The organism is Pseudomonas gingeri, assembly GCF_013385425.1.
GTDB classification, from domain to species: Bacteria; Pseudomonadota; Gammaproteobacteria; order Pseudomonadales; family Pseudomonadaceae; genus Aquipseudomonas; species Aquipseudomonas gingeri_D.
On sequence record NZ_JACAQA010000001.1, the window covers coordinates 97,379 to 117,047 of the forward strand.

Here is a 19,669-nt window from a genome sequence, read left to right on the forward strand (position 1 = left end):
TCGGGAATCGAGCCGACAGGAACGATCCGGCCTGAAGAATTTTTCATTATCGGTCTTATTCCAGGACCTTCTGCTGATCTCCATCAACCCGCAGACCGAACGGGGCCTTGCTCGGGGCAAGACTCCGTTCGATCAGGTTCATCGGTCCATGTGCCCGGTATGAAACCTTCAGGCCATCGCCAACTGAACCACCTTGAAAATCACCATGCCCATGGCGACGACCAGATAGCCGCGCAGTACGCCCATCCAGATCCGATTGCGTTGTGACAGGATCATGGGCTTGAGCTGGCCCAGTGGCGGCATGCGCCAGGAGTTCATCATTTCCTGGGTGAAGGTGGTCGTTTTGTCGGTCAGGCTGGCTTCGTCCACGGCTTTACGGGCGTGCAGCACGTTGACAGCAATGGCGATGACCAGGCCCACGACACCGCCACCAATCAGTATATCGGTGATGGTTTCACCGGACATGTCCGGGAAGGCCACGGCCGAGGTCAGGACCACGGACAACAGCACCAGTATGGCGACGATAATCGCGGTCACCACATTGGTGAAGCGCTTGTTCACCCAGGGGCCGAGCACTTCCTTGTCATTACACAGTAGCAGCAGGAACACCGTGGCGCTGGGCAGCAGCACGCCGGCCAGGGTCTGTACCGCGTTGGTCAGCAGGCCCAGCGGGACGCCGGGGATCAGCACCAGGGCGGCGGCGACGGCGATCAGGCCGCAGTACATCAGATAGAAGCCCTTGGCATCGCCGGGTTTGCGGTGCAGCGAGTGCTTCAGGCTCAGGACATCACCCAGGGCGTAAGCGGTCGACAGCGACACGGCCATGGCCCCGATGATACTGGCGTCGATCAGGGCGACCGCGAACAGCACGCCCGGCAGGCGCCCGTGGTACTTGGCGATACCGGCGGCGATGGCGCCGGCATCGGTGAAGTTGCCGAACTCCGGGTTACCGACGAAGACCTGCGCGGTGAAGGCAATCATCGCCACCGCGCCGATCACCACCAGGGCGATGCCCAGCCACAGGTCGGCGCGTTCGTACTTGATGAAGCGTGGGGTGATGCGCTTGTCGATCACATAGCTTTGCTGGAAGAACAACTGCCAGGGCGCCACGGTGGTGCCGACGATCCCGATGATCAGCAGCAACACTTCCGACAGCTTGCCGTCAGCCGGCAGTTGCGGGGTGAAGAAGTCATGGGCCACCTGGGTCATGGGCGGGTGGATCATCAGGAAGATCGGCACCAGCAGCAGGCTGCCGAAGACCAGGACCAGGGCGAACCGTTCGAAGCGCCGGAAGTTGCCCGTGCACGCCGCCAGCATGATGAACACCGCTGCCAGGCACACGCCGGCCACCTTGGGCACCCCGAGGAAATCCATCCCCAGGCTGATGCCGATGAACTCGGTGACGATGGTCAGGGCGTTGAGGATAAACAGGTCGATGGCACTGAACGCGCCCCAGAACTTGCCGAAGCGGTCGAGGATCAGGCGGGCATGGCCGACACCGGTCACCACACCGAGGCGCAGGACCATCTCCTGGTTGACGTAGAGCACCGGGATCAGCAGGGCCAGGGTCCACAGCAACAGCGTGCCGTAGTTCTGGCCGGCCTGGCCGTAGGTGCTGAAGGCGCCGGCGTCGTTGTCGCCGACCATGACGATCAGGCCTGGGCCGAGGATGGCCATCAGGGTTTTGAGGCGATGCATCCAGCCGTTGCGTGGGGCGACATCGTCATGGCGGATGGTGCCGAAGGCTCCGCGGATATCGCCGATATGGGCGCTGTCGAGGACAGCGGATTGGGCATTCAAGTTGGACATGGTGAGTTCCTCCAAAGCGTGGCATTGGCAGCCGCTTTCGATTCCCATCGGACAGGCGAGCACGGGTCTTCCTTCTCCTGGCCACAATCCGTGGGCTTTGTTGGAGACGAAATGACAGGCATTCCTGGCGTTACGGGAAACGCAATAAATTGGGTTGTTCAACCGCTGACCGAGGTCGGTCCGGGTTGCTTGGAGGTCACACGGAAGGGAACTGCGTAAAGCGCGGGGCGTTCGAGCGGGGGGAGATCAACCAGGGTCAGTCCTACCTGCCAGGCGGCACCATTCCAGTCAGTGTGACCGGCCTACTAGAGCTGGGGTCCATAGGAGTTCTCCGTGGTTATTTCGGCGAATGTAACCAAATGTGAGAGAAAATGGCGAGTAAAAATTTATGAATTTTTTATCGGCGTTTCGACCTGGTCAACGCCGAAGACATGGCGGGTGCGGATCAGCAGTTCGCCCGTTGGAACAAAGCCGGCGGCAAGGTGATGACGGGTCTCACTCGCCGCCGCGTCGCCTCAGAACTGCTCGGCCTCCAGTCCGAACAATGAAGCGCTGCCCGCGCGGATGCTCTGTTCCAGACTCAGGATGCGCGGCAGCAACCGGCTGAAATAGAACCGCGCGGTTGCCCGTTTCGCTCCGTAAAATCCAGGTTCCTCGCTGTGCTTGTCCTGCGCGACCCGGTCCATGCGCGCCCAGAGATAGGCGTAGGCGACATAACCCAACAGGTGCAGGTATTCGACGCAGGCACTGCCGATGGTGTTGGGGTCGTCCACGGCCTGCTCCTGCAACCAGTCGCTGAGGCTTTCCAGGCGTTGCACCGCGTCCAGCAGATCGTCGGCGTAGGTTACGCCGGGCTGCGCGGCGTAGTGGCGGATCTCGGCGGTGAACAGGCGCAGGGCGACACCCGCGTTTCCCAGCACCTTGCGGCCCAGCAGGTCGAGGGCCTGGATACCGTTGGTGCCTTCGTAGATCTGCGCGATGCGCACGTCCCGCACCAACTGTTCCTGGCCCCATTCGCGGATATAGCCGTGACCGCCGAAAATTTGTTGGCCGTGGAGGCAACTGTCCAGGCCGGTGTCGGTGAAGAACGCCTTGGCCACCGGGGTCAGCAGGGCGACCAGGGCCTCGGCGTTGTGCCGCTCATCAGGCTGGTCGGAGAATTTGGCCAGGTCCAGTTGCTGGCCGACATAGCTGGCGAACGCGCGGCCGCCTTCGGTCATGGCCTTCATGCTGAGCAGCATGCGCCGCACGTCGGGGTGGACGATGATCGGGTCGGCGATCTGGTCCTTGGCCACTGCCCCGCCCGGGGCGCGGCTTTGAATGCGTTCGCGGGCATAGCTCCGGGCGTTCTGGTAGGACGCTTCGGCGCAACCGATACCCTGGATGCCGATGGACAAGCGCTCGTAGTTCATCATGGTGAACATGGCCGCCAGGCCCTTGTTGGCTTCGCCGATCAGCCAGCCGCTGGCACCGTCGAAGTTCATCACGCAGGTGGCGGAAGCCTTGATGCCCATCTTGTGCTCGATCGAGCCGCAGCTGACGGCGTTGGCGGCGCCCAGGCTGCCTTCGGCCTCGACGAGGATTTTCGGCACCAGGAACAACGAGATGCCTTTGGCGCCTGGCGGTGCATCCGGCAGCTTGGCCAGCACCAGGTGGATGATGTTCTCGGTCAGGTCCTGTTCACCGCCGGTGATAAAGATCTTGCTGCCGCTGATGCGATAGCTGCCGTCGGCCTGGGGTTCGGCGCGAGTGCGGATCAGGCCCAGGTCAGTGCCGGCATGGGCTTCGGTCAGGCACATGGAGCCGGCCCAGCGGCCCTCGTACATCAGCGGCAGGAAGCGCTCTTTCAGCGCCTCGCTGGCATGGGCGTCGATGGCCAGGCAGGCGCCGGAAGTCAGCGCCGAATACAGGGCGAAACTGGAGTTGGCGCCGTAGAGCATTTCTTCGAATTGCACGGCGAGCATCTTCGGCATGCCCATGCCGCCGAACTGCGGGTTGCCGCTGAGGCCGACCCAACCGCCTTCGAGATAGGTGGCATAGGCGTCCTTGAAGCCTTTCGGGGTGCTGACCTGGCCGCCGTGCCATTGGGCGCCTTCTTCGTCGCCGCTACGGTTGAGGGGGGCGATCAGATTGCCGGTGACCTTGGCCGCCTCTTCAAGAATCGCGTCGGCGGTCTCCGCATCGACAGTCTCGGCCAGGGCCGGCAGGCGGGCCCAGAGTTGGCTGGCGTTGAAAACTTCATGTAATACGAAGCGCATGTCGCGCAGGGGGGCGTTGAACTCGGGCATGGCGTTAAACATCCTGCAAACAGGGGATGGAGACACGGCCGCGGCCGCGCCATGGGCGATGCGTATTACCCCGGACGTCGACAACGGCCGGGGAGGATAGGGAAAGGCTAGAGGTTTTTCGCCATATCGCGCAGGACGAACTTCTGGATCTTGCCGGTCGAAGTCTTGGGCAACTGGGTGAAGATCACGGTCCGCGGAACTTTGAAACCGGCCAGATGCTCGCGACAGAAGCTGATGATCTCGGCTTCACGCACGTCCGGGTGATGGGCCTTGAGGGTGATGAAGGCGCATGGCGTCTCCCCCCATTTTTCATCCGGACGGGCCACCACCGCGGCTTCCAGCACCGCCGGGTGGCGATAGAGCACGCCTTCGAGTTCGATGGTGGAGATGTTCTCGCCGCCGGAAATGATGATGTCCTTGAGCCGGTCGCGGATCTCCACGTAACCATCCGGATGGGTCACCGCCAGGTCGCCGGTGTGGAACCAGCCGCCTTCGAAGGCTTCGGCCGTGGCGCTGGGGTTCTTCAGGTAACCCTTCATCACCGTGTTGCCGCGCATGAAGATCTCGCCGATGGTCTGGCCGTCGGAGGGGACCGGCTCCAGGGTTTTCGGATCGGCCACCATCAGCCCTTCCAGGGTCTGGTAGCGCACGCCCTGACGCGCCTTGACCTGCGCGCGTTCTTCCAGCGGCAGTTCATCCCAGGCCTCATGCCAGGCGCAGATGGTCACCGGGCCATAGACCTCGGTCAGGCCGTAGACGTGGGTGACCTTGATACCCATGGCTTCCACGGCGCCAATCACCTTGGCCGGTGGTGCGGCGCCGGCGACCAGGGCGTTGACCGGGTGATCGATCGCGGCCTTGGCCGATTCGGGCATGTTCACCAGGGCGTTGAGCACGATCGGCGCGCCGCTCAGGTGGGTGATCTGGTGTTCACGGATCAGGTTGAGGATCTTCTGCGGATCGACCCGGCGCAGGAACACATGCACCCCGGCCATCGCGGTGACCACCCAGGGATAGCACCAGCCGTTGCAGTGGAACATCGGCAAGGTCCAGAGGTACACCGGGTGGTTGCCCATGCTCCAGATCATCTGGTTGCCGAGGGAGCTGAGATAGGCGCCGCGATGGTGATAGACCACGCCCTTGGGATTGCCGGTGGTGCCGGAGGTGTAGTTCAAGGCGATGGCCTGCCATTCGTCCTGCGGCCACTGCCAGTCGTAGGCCGGATCCCCTTCGGCCAGCAGCGCTTCATAGTCCAGGTCGCTGACGGCCTGGCCTTCGCCGTATTCCGGGTCATCGACATCGATCACCAGTGGCGGGTGGTCGAGCATGCCGATGGCGGCCTGCACCACGTCATGGAACTCGCGATCGGCGATCAGTACCTTGGCTTCGCCATGGGCCAGCATGAAGGCAATGGCTTCGGCATCCAGGCGCACGTTGAGGGCGTTGAGTACCGCGCCGATCATCGGCACGCCGAAGTGGGCTTCGAGCATGGCCGGTATGTTCGGCAGCATCACCGCCACTGTGTCATTACGGCCGATGCCGCGTCCGGCCAGTGCCGAGGCCAGGCGCCGGCAGCGTGCGTAGGTCTGGGCCCAGGTGCGGCGGATCGAGCCGTGGATCACGGCGGGGTAGTCGGGGTAGACCTTGGCAGTACGCTCGATAAAGCTGAGCGGAGACAGGGCAATATGATTGACGGCAGTTGGCGCGAGGCCTTGCTCGTAGATGGACATGGTTCGGGTACCCGGTGGCTGATTATTAGCTCTATGTCCGAGGCGTTCGGTCTTTACCGACCCCTCGATGACTTATCCGGGGTGTTTTATATAATGTTTGCGGATAGGTATGGAAGTACTACCTGAGTTGTATAGTATATCTACTATAAAAATTTCAAGGCTCAAATCATGACCTCTGCACTGCCCGTGAAGTCGCTGCCGGCCCGGCCTTTCTTCAGGCGGGGGCCGCGATGATGTCCGCCTCCATTGGCCTGGTGCAGGGCTCGCCTTTACTGGAACATGATCCGCAGCCGAGCCTGCTGCTCGATGCCGGGGCACGACCGTTGGCGCTCAACGGGGCGCTGCTGGCGTTGCTCGAACAACAACCATTGGCCGATGCCATGAGCCTGTTGCCGGTCAATCATCTGCCGCTGGTGCGGGCCTGCCTGGAACAGCAACGGGCCATCGAAGGGGTCGAGGCGCAATTCGAGCAGCGGATCCTGATCTGGACCTTTATTCCCGAGCCGCGGGAGAACCGTGTGCTGGCGCGTTGTCGCGAAGCCACCGCACAGGTCCTTGCCGAGCGCGAGTCGGCCACGGCCAGGCGTCTCTATCGCCTGATCACGGAAAACACCACCGACCTGATTTCCCGGCATACCCCCGATGGCTGTTTTCTCGATGCCTCCCCGGCGTCCTGGACCTTGCTCGGTTATTGGCCCGAAGCGTTGCGCGGCCGCCCGGCCCACAGCCTGTTCCATCCCCAGGGCCTGGCCGGCCTGATGCACCGCACCCGTGATGCCCTGGAGCAGGATGGTTATCACACCATGACCTATCGCATCCGTCATCGCGACGGTCATTACCGGTGGTTCGAGACCGCCTGCCGCGCCATCCGCGAAACCTATACCGGGTCGGTGGTGGAAGTGGTCAGTGTGTCCCGGGACATCACCGCCCGGGTCCAGGCCGAGGAAAACAAGCACCGGCTGGCGGAGGTGGTGGAAGCCAACCCTGACCCGGTGTTGTTCATCGAGCCCAGTGGCGATGTCACTTATCTCAACCCGGCGGCCCGGTGCACCCTCAAGCTCGGCGAGCAGTCGGCGATGCCGAGCCTGGGCGAATTTCTGGCCGCCGATGTCTTGGCGGCTCTGCAGCGCGAGGGGTGGAGTCGTGCCGAACGGGATGGTCGCTGGAGCATCGAGGCCCGCTTGCAAGCCCTCGATGGCGCTACCTCGGTGCCGGTATCCCTGATGCTGCTGGCGCATCGCTCGGCCAGCGGCGAACGTTTCTACTCCTTGGTCGCTCACGACCAGACCGAGCGCGAATTGCGCGAGGCCCAGCAGCGTCACCATCAGGACGAACTGGCCCACACCGCAAGGCTGGTGACCCTGGGCGAGCTGGCCTCGGGCATCGCCCACGAGATGAATCAGCCATTGGCGGCGGTGGTCAATTACGCCAGTGCCAGCCAGCGTTATTTGCAGGCCCTGGATAGCAATCCGCAGGCGGTCGAGCGGGTGGCCCAGGGCTTGGAGCGTATCGCCGTACACGCCAATCACGCCTCCGAGGTGATCAAGCGGCTGCGCGCGTTCCTGCGCAAAGGGCGGCGGCGCATGCAGGCCCTGGATATCAGCGAAGTGGCTCGCGACACGGTGCGCTTGTGTGCCTGGGAAGCCAGTGCCTGCCAGGTGACGATCGAGGAGCGCCTGCCGGATAATCTGCCGCCGGTTTATGCCGACCGGGTGCTGCTGGAGCAGGTCTTGCTCAACCTGTTGCGCAACGCCATCGATGCCAACCGCGAGGTGCACCCGCGGCAGGCGTCGCGGATTATCCTGGCGGCCGAGCGCGGTGCTGATGGTGGCGTGGAGGTGAGTGTCAGCGACCAGGGCCCCGGTGTTTCCCCGGCGCAGTTGGAACAGATCTTCACCCCGTTCTACACCAGCAAGGCCAACGGCCTGGGCCTCGGGCTGTCGATGAGTCGCAGCATCCTCGAAGGTTTTGGTGGTGAGTTGCAGGCGCAGCCCATGGCCAGCGGCCTGCGGATGCGCTGCCGTTTGCCGGCGCAATAAGGTGCCGGCCGAAAAGAACAACAACAGGAGTAACGCAATGGTGAGTGTGGCTCAGCAGCTGGTCTATGTGGTTGACGATGACCAGGGCATGCTCGACTCGACGGTCTGGCTGCTGGAGTCGGTCGGCCTCAAGGCGCTGCCCTTCACCAGTGGACGGGACTTTCTCGAGGCCTGCGATGCCCGCCTCAATGCCTGCGTGCTGCTGGATGTGCGCATGCCGGGCATGGGCGGCTTGAATGTGCAGGAAGAGATGAGGGCGCGGGATATCCGCTTGCCGGTGATCTTTGTCAGTGGCCATGCCGATGTGCCGATCGTGGTGCGGGCGTTCAAGGCCGGTGCCCACGACTTTATCGAAAAGCCCTATAACGAACAGTTGCTGCTCGACAGCGTGCAGCAGGCCTTGAGCCGGGCCGATGACAGCCAGAGCCTGAGCGAGGGGCAGGCGCGGGTCCAGGCTCGGCTGGATAGTTTGACCCCGCGAGAGCGTGATGTGCTGTTGCCGCTGGTGCAGGGCTACGCCAACCGGGAAATCGCCGAGCAGCTGGGGGTCAGTGTGAAGACCATCGACCTGTATCGCTCCAGGGTCATGAAACGCATGGAGGCGCAGAACCTCCCGGATCTGGTGGGGATGGTGATTGCGGTGGGGTTGGTGGATCCGTTGAGGTTGCGTTGAGGCTTCAGCGGTGAGCTCCGTGGGTGCCTGAAATTATTTCTAACGACCCTGTTGTTGATCGTTGGTTGGGGGGCTCGCTAGGATTTTATTGTTGCCTTTGCTTTTCGATCTCATGACTCGGCTTTGATCGCTCAAGGAGAAGAAATATGTCCATCAACTTCAGAACACTTCGTTTGCTTTGCTCCGGCGCTCTCGTGGGGATGGCTGTTGCCGGGATCCTGGGTGTCGATACCTCTTCCCTTTTTGCGTCCCTCGGCTTTGCCGTAATCGGTGCCGGATCAACGCTCGTTGCAATCAAATCCCTCGCGATTATCTGACAGTGCTCCCTGCGTTCATTACAGAGCTGACCATTGATGCGTGGACCGTCATCATTGGGTTCACTGCTGTAGCGCTCGGCTATTTCATGCAGCACCTGAGCATCAGGAAAGACGAATGTGTCGTGGCGTTCCTCAACGGTGCGACCCTTGTTCCATTTGTTGTCCTGGCAACATCGGCTTTCAGCCCCGGCCTTTTGGAGCTGGCACTGACAACCAAAGGGGCCATGGCGCTTGCGGGGGGAGTAGGTATTTTTTCGGTGCTGGGGGAGGTCATCGCACCCAAGGACCTCAGGCGTAACCGCGAGCTTAAAATGACGCCGCGATAGCCCTGGCAAATTGCGCATCTGGCATATGGGGAGGGCTGCCGTTGCCAGGGGTTGCTGGCATGCGGTCTCCCGGATCTGCGCCGCTCGCCGTCGGTCAAGGCGGTGATGGGTTTTTTAGTTGAGTGTGTCCAGCAAGAGCCTCGTCTGCGCTGTTAGCCGTGGACTGAAACTCATGGCAACTGCTTCAGCTTCGCCTCCACGGCATCGTCAAAAATGATGTAGAGCGCTTCGATATCGGCTGGCCGCAAGCGCTTGGCACTTTCCAAACCGCCGATAAACGTAATCTGAATGGCCCTTTCAGCCTCCAGGTCCGTGACGGTGCTGGCGGCATTGAGCGCCCTGACCAGGTCGCTGACAGGATCTCGGATGGGTTTTGGAAGTCGTAACAGGTCGAGCCTTTCTTGAGGCATGTCTTCCTTAACCGTTTGAATTTAATGGTTAATATTGATTTTTATATGGAGTGAAAATTGGAGTGTCTTTCGAAATTACACTCCACTGTAACACCCATTTGAACTTGATCTGATAACCGATCCACACTCATTGCATACCCCTTATGTGGCGTTTTTTGAGGGTTATATGACCTTTACGCCATCAAGAGCCTGTTTCCATAATTTGCCCGGGAAATCGAGCGCAGACATGCGCATAACCGTGATGACGCCATGACCTTTCGGCTTGGCCAATCACGAGGCAGAGAAGGGGACAGAAGATGAGGCTCAAGAACAAATCGGTTTTGATCACCGGCGGTACCAGTGGCATCGGTCTCGCCACCGCCAGGCTCTTCATTGCGGAAGGCGCGCGGGTCGCGGTGACCGGTCGCGATATTGCCGTATTTGAGCGTGTGCAGGCCGAGTTGGGCGAGACCGCGCTGGTGCTCCAGGGCGATGTGCGTTCGCTCAAGGATATGCGGGCGATTGCCGCCGAGGTGAAAGAGCGGTTCGGCGGCCTGGATGTCCTGTTTGCCAACGCCGGTCGAGCGTTCCCGTCGGCACTCAACGACATCGACGACGATCTCTATGAGGAGATCATGGACATCAACGTCAAGGGCGTGGTGGTCACGCTTCAGGCGGTGCTGCCTGACTTGCGGGAGGGCGCTTCGGTCATTCTCAACACCTCGTTCGTCGCGCAGACCGGCAAGCATGGCATCTCCCTGACCGCCGCGGCGAAGGCGGCCGTGCGATCACTGGCGCGCAGTTGGTCCTACGAATTTCTCGACCGGAAAATCCGCTTCAACGCGATTGCGCCCGGTGCGATGGACACGCCCCTGATCAGCAAGTGGGGGATGTCCGATGAGTGGGTTCGCGAGCGTAAGGCCGAGTTCGCCCAGGCTGTTCCGGTGGGCCACATGGGCAAGGCCGAGGACATTGCGTACGCGGCGCTCTATCTCGCCAGCGACGAATCCTCCTATGTGGTCGGCACCGAACTGGTGGTCGATGGCGGAGCCTCGCAACTTTAAAGGAGAAGTTATCGTGATCGACCATAGCGAAAACAACGCCACCGGTGAGCGCCCGCTCAGCACGGGGAGTTCCCGCCGCGATGTGCTCAAGTTCGGCGGCATCGTCACCCTCGGCTCCCTCCTGGGCGGCGGAGCCCTGCTTGGCCGTGCCGCTCCCGCTCTTGCGCAGGCCGGCAGCGGGGGAGAGCTGGCCCCGAACGAACCGCTGAATATTCTGATCGTGAATTACGACGGCGGCACGCTGCTCGATTTCGCCGGCCCCAGCGAGATTTTTCACCGGCTACCCAATACCAAGGTTCGTTATGCGAGCCTCAATGGCGGCAATGTGACCCTCGAATTCGGGGTCGTGTATGGCAACACTGAACGACTGGCCGACATTGAGAGGACCGATCTGCTCCTGGTCCCAGGCGGCTCTGATTTGTCGGCACCGATGCGGCCGGAGTACCAGGCACAGATCCTGCGCCTGGCTGAAAGCGCCAAGCATATTACGTCGGTCTGCAATGGATCGCTCGTGCTCGCCGCGACGGGCATTCTCAAGGGCAAGCGCAGTGCCTGCCATTGGGCCTTCGTCAACAAGCTGACTGAATACGGAGCCATTGCTGTTCCTGATCGCTTCGTCGAGGACGACAACGGCCGATTCATGAGCGGCGGCGGCGTGACGGCGGGCATCGACTTCGCGCTTCGTGTTGCCGCGAAGTTGCGTGGTCAACAGGCCGCCGAATTCACGCAACTGGCGATCGAATATGACCCCGCTCCGCCGTTCCATTCCGGTCATCCCAGGGACGCTCGGCCAGAAGTCATCGCGATGGTCGACAAAGAACTGCCCGGTGCATCCAAGGGGCTCGCACGAATACCCGGCGTTCGCTGAAACGCTGGCAAGCAATATTGGCTGCATCTGCCCAGCCGGGTGCGGCCCTCTTCCATTCAAGCCAATATCGGAAATCATCAGATGCGACAGATCCGTCTTTGCGCGGCTGCCCTTGCAGTCGGCTTCTCCTTTTTCGCCTTTATCCTGCCGGCCACTGCCGGTGAACCACAGCGTCCGCCCGAAGCGGCCATCAAGGCCGAGAACGCCCGATGGGCGCAGGCCTTCGCGCGAGGTGACTATGAGGCGATAGGTCGCCTCTATACGGAGGATGGCGCCCTCTTGCCGCCCGGGGGCGACCGAGTTATCGGCGCCCGCGCGATCACCGAATACTTCGCCAAGGGCTATGCCGGATCCCAGCCTGGCAGCGTATCTTTCAGCAATTACGAGTTCTACGGTGACGATCAGGCGGTTACCGAAGTTTCGGAGGCCGATGTCCGTGATCACAGTGGCGCGCTCAAGTTTCGCGGTAAACAGATCCTGGTCTTCCTGAAGCAGGGTGGCGTCTGGAAGCTGCACCGCGACATGTGGAGTGATTACGGCCCCCTGAAACCTGACGCGCGTTGAGCGCCCGGTTCTGACAACAGTGGTCCTGGTGGCCACTGACTAGGCTACGCGCGCGGATGGGGCGTCGATCTATCCGCGCTCACCGCTCAATCGGCTCTCGCGACGGACCGATTGCGGCGGATGTCCGTGCAGTTTGACGAAGGCCCTGCGCATCCGTTCCGGATCGGTGAAGCCCACCGCCAGGGCAATCTGTTCGATCGGTTCGCTGCCATCGCGCAGGCGCAGGCACGCCGCTTCAACGCGCAAGCGCTCGACCGCCTTGGCCGGCGTTTCACCGGTTTCCCGGCGAAAGGCCCGTCCGAATTGTCGCAGGCTCAATCTGGCCGCATCGGCGAGCCGCTCGACAGGTAGCGCTTCAGCCAGATGTTCCCTGGCAAAATTCAGCGCAATGCGGATGCGATCCGACTCCGGCTCCATTTGTGACATGGCGGAGAATTGCGACTGGCCTCCCGGTCGACGATAGGGCACGACCAGCAGCCTGGCGGTGGCACGCGCCACTTCCGCGCCCATATCCTGTTCGATCATGGCAAGCGCCAGGTCGATGCCGGCGGCGATGCCCGCGGATGTCCAGATATGTCCGTCCGCTATATAAATACTGTTCCCCCCGACCTTGATGCCAGGGAAGCGCGACTGCAATTGAGCGGCGTACAGCCAGTGCGTCGTGGCCCGGCGTCCGTCCAGCAGGCCGGTTTCCGCCAGCAGAAATGCCCCGGTACACACGCTTCCGACCCGCGAGGCCTTGGCCCCCAGTTTCTTGGCGGCGGCGATGTTTTCCGCTGTCCGCATCGGCTCGATATCGCCACCAATGAACAGGATGGTGTCAAACCTGCGCCTGCCTGCCGGCTGGGTCTCGATCGGAAGGCCAGTATTGCCAGGCACTGACCCTCCCGCCTGCGAGATGACCTGGAGATCATAGGGGGTATGGCCGGCGGCGGTGACCACCTGATTGAACGCCGAAAGGGGGCCGGCAAGATCAAGAGCATCATGGCCATGGCAAACGAAGAATCCGACTCGATGCATGATGAGGTCACTCAAAATCCGGGAGGGCGTATTTTGCGGGAAACCCTCGGATAGCGCCATGGCAGATCATTGCCTTCCACTGATGCAGAAGTCCTCGCGCTTGGCATGAGTGAGCACTGCCGCTGTTCGAGTGTGACGTTTCGTCGCTCCCATCGAGGCCGAGAATATTGATCTGAGTCAAGGTTAGCCGTCTTCGCCGTCGGGACAATTCCGCCATCCCTGCGAGTGCCCATCATGCCAGGCCCCTTCGATTTTCTAAAAAAACCATTAATGAAGGAAATTGGCCTGATATTGCTTATCAAGCTCATCTTGTTGTTGGGGATCCGAAGCATCTGGTTCAGCGCTCCGGTCGAGGTCATGGATGACGGCGTCAAAGTAGGCCAGCACGTGCTTGGCCCCCCTCCTACACCTCCGGAGAAGCCCCCCCAATGATCTCGGAATCAGTCGTCGACTTATCTCGACTGCAATTCGCTATGACGGCGCTGTATCACTTTCTGTTCGTCCCTCTGACCTTGGGTTTGACCTTCCTCCTGGCCATCATGGAGTCGGTCTATGTGATGACCGGCAAGCAGGTCTACAAGGACATGACCCGGTTCTGGGGCAAGCTGTTCGGCATCAACTTCGCCCTGGGTGTCACCACCGGCCTGACCATGGAGTTTCAGTTCGGCACCAATTGGGCGTACTACAGCCATTACGTCGGCGACATTTTCGGTGCTCCGTTGGCGATTGAAGGCTTGATGGCGTTCTTCCTGGAATCGACCTTTATCGGCCTGTTCTTTTTTGGCTGGGATCGCCTGAGCAAAGTCCAGCATCTGGGGGTCACCTGGCTGGTCGCGATCGGCTCGAACATGTCGGCATTGTGGATCTTGATCGCCAACGGCTGGATGCAAAATCCAATCGGGGCAGAGTTCAACTTCACCACTATGCGGATGGAACTGACCAGTTTCAGCGCCTTGCTGTTCAACCCCGTGGCACAGGTCAAGTTCGTCCACACCGTTGCGTCCGGCTACGTTACCGGCGCGATTTTTGTCCTGGCCATTTCTAGCTGGTACCTGCTCAAGGGCCGCGATATCGGGTTCGCGCGGCGCTCCTTTGCCATCGCGTCGGCCTTCGGCATGGCATCGATTCTTTCGGTCATCATTCTGGGCGACGAGTCTGGGTATGAAATCGGCGATGTTCAAAAAACCAAGCTCGCGGCGATCGAGGCCGAGTGGGATACCGAGGCCGCACCTGCAGCCTTTACGCTGTTCGGGCTGCCGAATCAGGCCGAACAACGTACCGATTACGCGGTGAAGATTCCTTATGTCATGGGGATTATTGCCACGCGATCGCTAGACACACAGGTGACAGGCATCAAGGACCTGGTTGCCCAGCATCAGGTACGGATCCGCAATGGCATGGTTGCCTATGACCTGCTTCGGCAGCTGCGCGCAGGGGATAAAAGCGAACAGACAGTCTCGGCCTTCAACGCCGTGAAAAAAGATCTGGGCTACGGTTTACTGCTCAAGAAATACACGGACAAAGTGGTCGATGCCAGCGACCAACAAGTCAAACAGGCTGCGCTGGACTCCATCCCCGGCGTATCTTCGATTTTCTGGACCTTTCGCCTGATGGTACTCAGCGGCTTCCTGATGCTGGCCTTGTTCGTCTGTGCGTTCTGGGCGTCTACCCGCAAGAATGAAATGAGCAAACCCTGGTTGCTCAAGTGGGCGCTGTTCAGCCTGCCGCTGCCGTGGGTCGCCACGCAAACCGGCTGGTTTGTCGCGGAGCATGGTCGTCAGCCCTGGTCTGTCGGCGAAATACTCCCGACCCATCTGTCCGCTTCAAGCATTTCGACCGGTGATGTCTGGGGTTCTCTGCTGGCGCTGGTCGCGTTTTACAGCGTGCTGCTGGTGATCGAGATGTACCTGATGATCAAGTTCGCCCGACTGGGTCCGAGCAGCCTGCATACCGGTCGTTATCACCTGGAACGCGAGGCATCACTCGCCCACGCCACACAGCCGGCCCTGGTCTGAGGAGCACAATGATGTTCGACTATGAAAGCCTCAAACTGATCTGGTGGGTACTGGTTGGCGTCTTGCTGATCGGCTTCGCCCTGACCGATGGTTTCGACCTCGGCGCCGCCGCGCTGATGCCCTTCGTCGGCCGCAACGATAACGAACGACGGGTGGTGATCAACACCATCGCGCCGCATTGGGATGGCAATCAGGTTTGGCTGATTACCGCCGGCGGTGCCTTGTTCGCCGCTTGGCCATTGGTCTATGCCGCTGCGTTTTCGGGCTTCTACTGGGCCCTGCTGCTGGTGCTGTTTGCCTTGTTTGTTCGCCCGGTAGGCTTCGATTATCGGAGCAAACTGAGCAACACCCGCTGGCGGCAAAGCTGGGACTGGGGCCTGTTTGTTGGCGGTGTGGTGCCTTCGCTGGTATTCGGCGTGGCGTTCGGTAACCTGCTCCTGGGCGTGCCCTTCCAGTTTGATGACACGCTGCGCTCCAGCTACCACGGTAGTTTCTGGCAGCTGCTCAGCCCATTCGGACTGCTCGCCGGCGTCGTCAGCTTGAGCATGCTCTGCCTGCACGGCGGCACGTGGTTGATGATGCGTACGGAGGGAGATATTGCCCGGCGTTCACGCCGCGCTGCTCAACTGTTCGCGGCGGTTTATCTGCTGGCCTTCATCGGTGCCGGTCTCTGGCTCTTGCTGGGCAGCATCGAAGGGCAAACCATCACCTCCGCCTTTGAGCCCGGCATGGCCCTGAATCCGTTGAGCAAGACCGTCGCCGCGAGCAACCTGGGCTGGATGGCGAACTACGGGAAATACCCGCTGACCGTCATCGCACCGGTAGTGGGAATAGTCGGGGCGTTGTTGGCCCTGCTTTCGGCCAGCGGCGGTCACAGTCGCTGCGCGTTCCTGGGCAGCAGCCTGGCCATCGTTGGCACCCTCTGCACCGCTGGTTTTTCCCTGTTCCCCTTTGTCATGCCGTCGAGTATCGACCCGGCCTCCAGCCTGACCGTATGGGATGCGGTTTCCAGCCGTATGACACTCAATATCATGCTGGTTGCCGCAACGATTTTCGTGCCACTGATCCTCTGCTACACCCTTTGGTGCTACGCCAAAATGTGGGGCAAAGTGACCACCAAGCACATCGACGCCAACCCCCACGGCCTTTACTGAGGAGCGCACACTATGTGGTATTTTGCCTGGATCCTCGGCGTCTTATTGGCCTGTAGCTTCGGCATCATCAACGTCATGTGGCTCGAAGCCACCGACACGCTGGATAAGGAGTCCGCGGGTGACCGCTGAAGCCACACCGCGGTTGCGACGAGCCAGCAGCAGGGTCTTGTCCCTACTGCTGGCCGTTCCATTGAGCCTGATTCTACTGATCCACCCCATCACCATCCTCAACGCCCAAGGTCACTACAACCACAACCTGCTGATGCTGGTCATGTGGGGCGTGGCCGCCGGGTATGTGCACGGCGTGGGCTTCGACCCGCGTGCGCGAGTGTGGCAAGTGCTGTTTCATCCGCTCGTGGCCTGGGGGCTGATGACCTTGGGCTATGCGGTGATGTGGGTGCATTAGGGACACTTAGATGGGCGCCGCCTTTTCCAGCCACCTTTTCCGCAGAACGAGGACCTGCTGGCCGTCCTCACGGGCTGATCCGCCGGGACACGGCGGGTGACCATCGTCAACCTGGCCATGGCCGCTGCTGATGCCCGGGGACCGTCGGTGGCCCCGGGCATTTTTGCTCGATACCGTGGAGCGCTTCCGGCTGGACAGGGAGATCAGGCGCTTCATCGAGCATCCCGAAGACGAGACGCCGGCAAAAGACGCCGATGTGCAACGCTATCTGCAACAAGTGGGACTGCAACTGATCTGGCCCACTTCACGGGTATTGCAGTTGTTCGAAGCGGGAGCCGCCAACCGGGTCGAGTACCCGCAAGACAGCGCCGAGGACTTGCCGCGAATCTCGGTGAGCGAGGCTCAATTGATGGCCGGCGATCTGTGGATCAGTGTGCTGAATCATCTGGACGACGAGCAGATCAGGGAGTGGCTGGGGGACGACTACGCCTCGGCCGCAGACCGCCTGTTGGCGTTGAGGCGCAAAGCCGGCGAAGCCCTTGCCCGGCGCAGGAACGAAGTGTTCGACATCTGTTATCAGTTTCGGCAGCAGTCGGGCGATCCCCGGGTGCGGCAGGTCAGAAGGTTCTTTGCCGATCTGCCGACCTCCATGGTACGAGAGCTGATCGCCCGGGCTGACGAGGACGAGCTTCGTCAGTTGTCCACGGCGCAGGTGGCACCCCCGCGGATGCTCCGGGATGCGCTGTGGTATCGCCAGCAGTTGCGCTTGAACCGCGCGTACGAGGGGCTCTACCTGGCGTCGGCGGCCGGAGAGGACAGCGATGTGCTGGTGCTGCACACCCTGGAAACCTTGCCTTGCTGGCCCGGCTGCATGCGCATCGAGGTGCGCCAGGCCAGCCCCGCGGGGGCCTTGCTGGACAGCATCGGGCTTGAGCAGGCCGAGTTGCAGCGGGTGCTGGTACGGGCGGATGGGCGCTATCGGGTCTACAACGGCCTGGGCCAATCATTGGGTGAGGCAGTGGACATGGTCACGGCCTTGCGGGCGGCCCTGCCCAAGTCGGTGCGCAGGACACTGGGCATGCCGCTTGAAGCCGATGCCAGTGTATTGAGGGCCCTGCTGGTCGATCACACGCCGTTGCCACGCGTGCAATTGCTCGCGGCGTTGGGAATGACTGCCGTATCGCCGCCGGTGGCGGCCATGGCAGGGTCGTCGCTGCCTTCGTCGGCCAGGGGCTTGCCGTCGAGCAGGTAGCCGTTGTGAAGGGCCTTCGGGCGGTTGGCGGTGGTGTTCCGGGCCCAGCGGTTGAACGGTACGAGCGTGCGGAAGGCCTGTTGATCGCCGTACAGCAGGTAGCCCAGGCCGACTCGCCAGGGATGTTGCATTACGTCGGTAGTTATAAATATCTACCGACAAAACACAACGGCATCGTTATGCGCGAGCGAATGGTCCAGAGTTACCACGAAGGATAGCTTTAACCCGAGCCGCCATCTCAAGAGCCAGGGGAGTAGCGACAGATCCCATTGATCAAGCAACCAGCGCTGGATGACTAGCGCTCCACGCGGCGCGCGCAGTTGTCTCCCTGTACCTGGGGCGAAAATGTGCAAAACGCCGCATTGTGCTGGCGCAAAGGCGTGGTTGTCCGGGCTCAGTCGTCTGAGGAGCGTTGTTCAGCCTTTAGTGCTCGGCCGGCTGCGGTCAGGCGATAGCGTTGCTTGCTGCTGTTGGGCTTGTCTGGAATGGTCATCTCGACCACACCAAGCGCCAGCAGTGGGGCCAAAACCTGTTCGCGGAACTTGCTGCGGTTGCTGCGCCCGACGAAGGTCATCAGCTCTGGTGCAGTGTGATCGCCTGTCATCCTGCACAGCAGCGTTACCTGCTCTTGCTGCAAAGGCAGGCGAGTTTCGGCCTGTTTTCCTTCGACAGCGGACTCAGTCCCTACTTGGTCCCGACTTAGTCCCTACTTGGTCCCCACTTGGGCCCGAAAGAGGCCCTTTTTCAACGGCGCGCTGAATCACCACCTTGAACTGATTACTCTGCCGGTCGTCCTCCAGCCGGATCATCGGCCAAGCATCGATAGCGCGCGGGATGCCTGTGCCCAAACCGCGATAGGGGAGAATGTGCACAGCATGGGAGGTAAGCGTCGGGTTACGACGGTTGGACAGGCCGAATCGAATTTTCTCGGTATCGAGCACGTCAGGCAGGTGCCCGGGGCTGATCAGTTCGATGCGATCGGCGAAGATCATGATCCGGATGGAGGCGCTGACAAAGTAGTCGCAGTGGATCAGGGCATTGACCAGCAGTTCTTCGAACACCTCCTCCGGCACTTCCAGTTGGCCGAGGGTATTGAAGCCCTGCTGGCGCTGCACGTGGCGTAGGTTGCGCTTTATGAAGGAAAGGCTGCGTCGGTACTGCTCCTGCAGATTGCCGTCGATATCTTCGCTGTCTAGATAGTGGCGGTCATGCAGCACCGTGCCCGGAAACGCCACGGCCTTGATATCGAACGCCGGGCACAGACGTTGTGGCGCCTGGCCGAAGAGCAGCAAACCGGCCAAATTGGGTATGCCGCCATTGGCGAGCCCAAGATTTTCCAGGATGCGGGTGGTTTCCAAACCTGTCTGTTCTGGGCTTTGTCGAAAGCGTCTTTGGAAGTACTCGCCAAGCGCCTTGGCGTCGATATCGCCAGCAAGCTGGCTCCTACAGGTGGGGCTAGTGGCGGCAGGGTTGGCCCGAAAAGTCAGGAGCCCAGATGCAACAAAGCCCGTACAAGGCGGGCTTCGTTTTGCTTCGTTTGGCGGGCCGGGGTAATTTGAGCAGGATTGTTAAATTGTTGATTTTGATAGGTAATTTTCTTTTTGAGATTCGTGTGGAATACCTTTTGGAATACCAGAGGTTTCCGCAGGTTGTTGAGATTCTCAGCGATATCTCTGCCAATTGTCTTGAACACCTAAGCTGAAGCGCTTCCACCCTCACAGCGCTAAGGTCTCCGTAGTTTCGACATGCGGACCT

General features: G+C 61.0%; 21 protein-coding genes. 14 read left to right on the forward strand and 7 right to left on the reverse strand.

Going from position 1 to position 19,669, the window contains the following annotated elements; all coding sequences use genetic code 11:
• Positions 1–168: 168 nt before the first annotated feature.
• Positions 169–1,809, reverse strand: a complete 1,641-nt coding sequence (locus HX830_RS00405; protein ID WP_177098602.1) for an Nramp family divalent metal transporter — start codon at positions 1,807–1,809, stop codon at positions 169–171.
• A 413-nt stretch (positions 1,810–2,222) separates the two neighbouring features.
• Between HX830_RS00405 and HX830_RS32355 the strand changes: the two genes are divergently transcribed.
• Complete coding sequence (locus HX830_RS32355; RefSeq protein WP_371317461.1) at positions 2,223–2,357, forward strand: glycoside hydrolase family protein; 135 nt, start codon at positions 2,223–2,225, stop codon at positions 2,355–2,357.
• On the opposite strand, the gene HX830_RS00410 is transcribed toward HX830_RS32355, so the two are convergent.
• Positions 2,325–4,097: an acyl-CoA dehydrogenase C-terminal domain-containing protein gene (locus HX830_RS00410; protein WP_177098603.1), complete on the reverse strand. Its 1,773-nt coding sequence runs from the start codon at positions 4,095–4,097 to the stop codon at positions 2,325–2,327. The genes HX830_RS32355 and HX830_RS00410 overlap by 33 nt on opposite strands.
• Positions 4,098–4,204: 107 nt before the next feature.
• Positions 4,205–5,827 (reverse strand): acyl-CoA synthetase, encoded by a 1,623-nt coding sequence (locus HX830_RS00415; RefSeq protein WP_177098604.1) that lies wholly within the window; start codon positions 5,825–5,827, stop codon positions 4,205–4,207.
• Positions 5,828–6,057: 230 nt separating this feature from the next.
• Between HX830_RS00415 and HX830_RS00420 the strand changes: the two genes are divergently transcribed.
• The 4 genes from HX830_RS00420 (at position 6,058) to HX830_RS00435 (ending at position 9,182) form a co-directional block, all read left to right on the forward strand.
• The gene (locus HX830_RS00420; RefSeq protein ID WP_177098605.1) at positions 6,058–7,866 is read left to right on the forward strand and encodes a PAS domain-containing sensor histidine kinase; all 1,809 of its coding nucleotides are present in this window, start codon (positions 6,058–6,060) and stop codon (positions 7,864–7,866) included.
• Positions 7,867–7,903: 37 nt separating this feature from the next.
• The gene (locus tag HX830_RS00425; protein WP_177098606.1) at positions 7,904–8,539 is read left to right on the forward strand and encodes a response regulator transcription factor; all 636 of its coding nucleotides are present in this window, start codon (positions 7,904–7,906) and stop codon (positions 8,537–8,539) included.
• A gap of 146 nt (positions 8,540–8,685) precedes the next feature.
• Entirely contained in the window at positions 8,686–8,856 is a 171-nt protein-coding gene (locus HX830_RS00430; RefSeq protein WP_177098607.1) for a hypothetical protein, read from the forward strand.
• A 2-nt stretch (positions 8,857–8,858) separates the two neighbouring features.
• Positions 8,859–9,182, forward strand: a complete 324-nt coding sequence (locus HX830_RS00435) for a hypothetical protein (RefSeq protein ID WP_177098608.1) — start codon at positions 8,859–8,861, stop codon at positions 9,180–9,182.
• 170 nt (positions 9,183–9,352) lie between these two features.
• Here HX830_RS00435 and HX830_RS00440 read toward each other — a convergent pair whose 3' ends face one another.
• Positions 9,353–9,592, reverse strand: coding sequence for a hypothetical protein (locus HX830_RS00440; protein ID WP_177098609.1), 240 nt, complete (start codon positions 9,590–9,592; stop codon positions 9,353–9,355).
• Positions 9,593–9,888: 296 nt separating this feature from the next.
• On the opposite strand from HX830_RS00440, the gene HX830_RS00445 reads away from it, so the two are divergent.
• The 3 genes from HX830_RS00445 to HX830_RS00455 all read left to right on the forward strand — a co-directional run bounded on the left by HX830_RS00445 (position 9,889) and on the right by HX830_RS00455 (position 12,067).
• A complete protein-coding gene (locus tag HX830_RS00445; RefSeq protein ID WP_177098610.1) occupies positions 9,889–10,635 on the forward strand; it encodes an SDR family oxidoreductase in 747 nt (248 codons plus the stop codon).
• 13 nt (positions 10,636–10,648) lie between these two features.
• Positions 10,649–11,503, forward strand: coding sequence for a DJ-1/PfpI family protein (locus HX830_RS00450; protein WP_177098611.1), 855 nt, complete (start codon positions 10,649–10,651; stop codon positions 11,501–11,503).
• Positions 11,504–11,584: 81 nt separating this feature from the next.
• A complete protein-coding gene (locus tag HX830_RS00455; RefSeq protein WP_177098612.1) occupies positions 11,585–12,067 on the forward strand; it encodes a YybH family protein in 483 nt (160 codons plus the stop codon).
• A 69-nt stretch (positions 12,068–12,136) separates the two neighbouring features.
• Here the strand turns inward: HX830_RS00455 and HX830_RS00460 are convergent, their stop codons facing one another.
• A complete protein-coding gene (locus HX830_RS00460; RefSeq protein ID WP_177098621.1) occupies positions 12,137–13,087 on the reverse strand; it encodes a GlxA family transcriptional regulator in 951 nt (316 codons plus the stop codon).
• 270 nt (positions 13,088–13,357) lie between these two features.
• On the opposite strand from HX830_RS00460, the gene cydP reads away from it, so the two are divergent.
• From cydP to HX830_RS00485, 6 genes are all read left to right on the forward strand, one after another.
• Positions 13,358–13,519 (forward strand): cytochrome oxidase putative small subunit CydP, encoded by a 162-nt coding sequence (cydP, locus tag HX830_RS32360; protein WP_371317462.1) that lies wholly within the window; start codon positions 13,358–13,360, stop codon positions 13,517–13,519.
• A complete protein-coding gene (locus tag HX830_RS00465) occupies positions 13,516–15,102 on the forward strand; it encodes a cytochrome ubiquinol oxidase subunit I (protein ID WP_103496162.1) in 1,587 nt (528 codons plus the stop codon). Before cydP ends, HX830_RS00465 begins: the two co-directional genes overlap by 4 nt.
• A gap of 11 nt (positions 15,103–15,113) precedes the next feature.
• Positions 15,114–16,256 carry a cytochrome d ubiquinol oxidase subunit II gene (cydB, locus tag HX830_RS00470; protein ID WP_100939627.1) on the forward strand — a complete coding sequence of 381 codons (1,143 nt, stop codon included), beginning with the start codon at positions 15,114–15,116 and terminating at the stop codon, positions 16,254–16,256.
• Between the two features lie 12 nt (positions 16,257–16,268).
• A complete protein-coding gene (gene cydX, locus HX830_RS00475; RefSeq protein WP_100939626.1) occupies positions 16,269–16,385 on the forward strand; it encodes a cytochrome bd-I oxidase subunit CydX in 117 nt (38 codons plus the stop codon).
• Positions 16,386–16,422: 37 nt separating this feature from the next.
• Entirely contained in the window at positions 16,423–16,662 is a 240-nt protein-coding gene (locus HX830_RS00480) for a cyd operon YbgE family protein (RefSeq protein ID WP_256350357.1), read from the forward strand.
• 130 nt (positions 16,663–16,792) lie between these two features.
• Positions 16,793–17,914, forward strand: coding sequence for a hypothetical protein (locus HX830_RS00485; protein WP_177098613.1), 1,122 nt, complete (start codon positions 16,793–16,795; stop codon positions 17,912–17,914).
• Between the two features lie 394 nt (positions 17,915–18,308).
• On the opposite strand, the gene HX830_RS00490 is transcribed toward HX830_RS00485, so the two are convergent.
• Together HX830_RS00490 and HX830_RS31960 are read right to left on the reverse strand one after the other, a co-directional pair.
• Positions 18,309–18,551, reverse strand: a complete 243-nt coding sequence (locus HX830_RS00490; protein WP_256350358.1) for a Fic family protein — start codon at positions 18,549–18,551, stop codon at positions 18,309–18,311.
• Between the two features lie 40 nt (positions 18,552–18,591).
• Positions 18,592–19,272, reverse strand: coding sequence for an ATP-binding protein (locus tag HX830_RS31960; protein ID WP_256350359.1), 681 nt, complete (start codon positions 19,270–19,272; stop codon positions 18,592–18,594).
• Positions 19,273–19,669 lie beyond the last annotated feature (397 nt).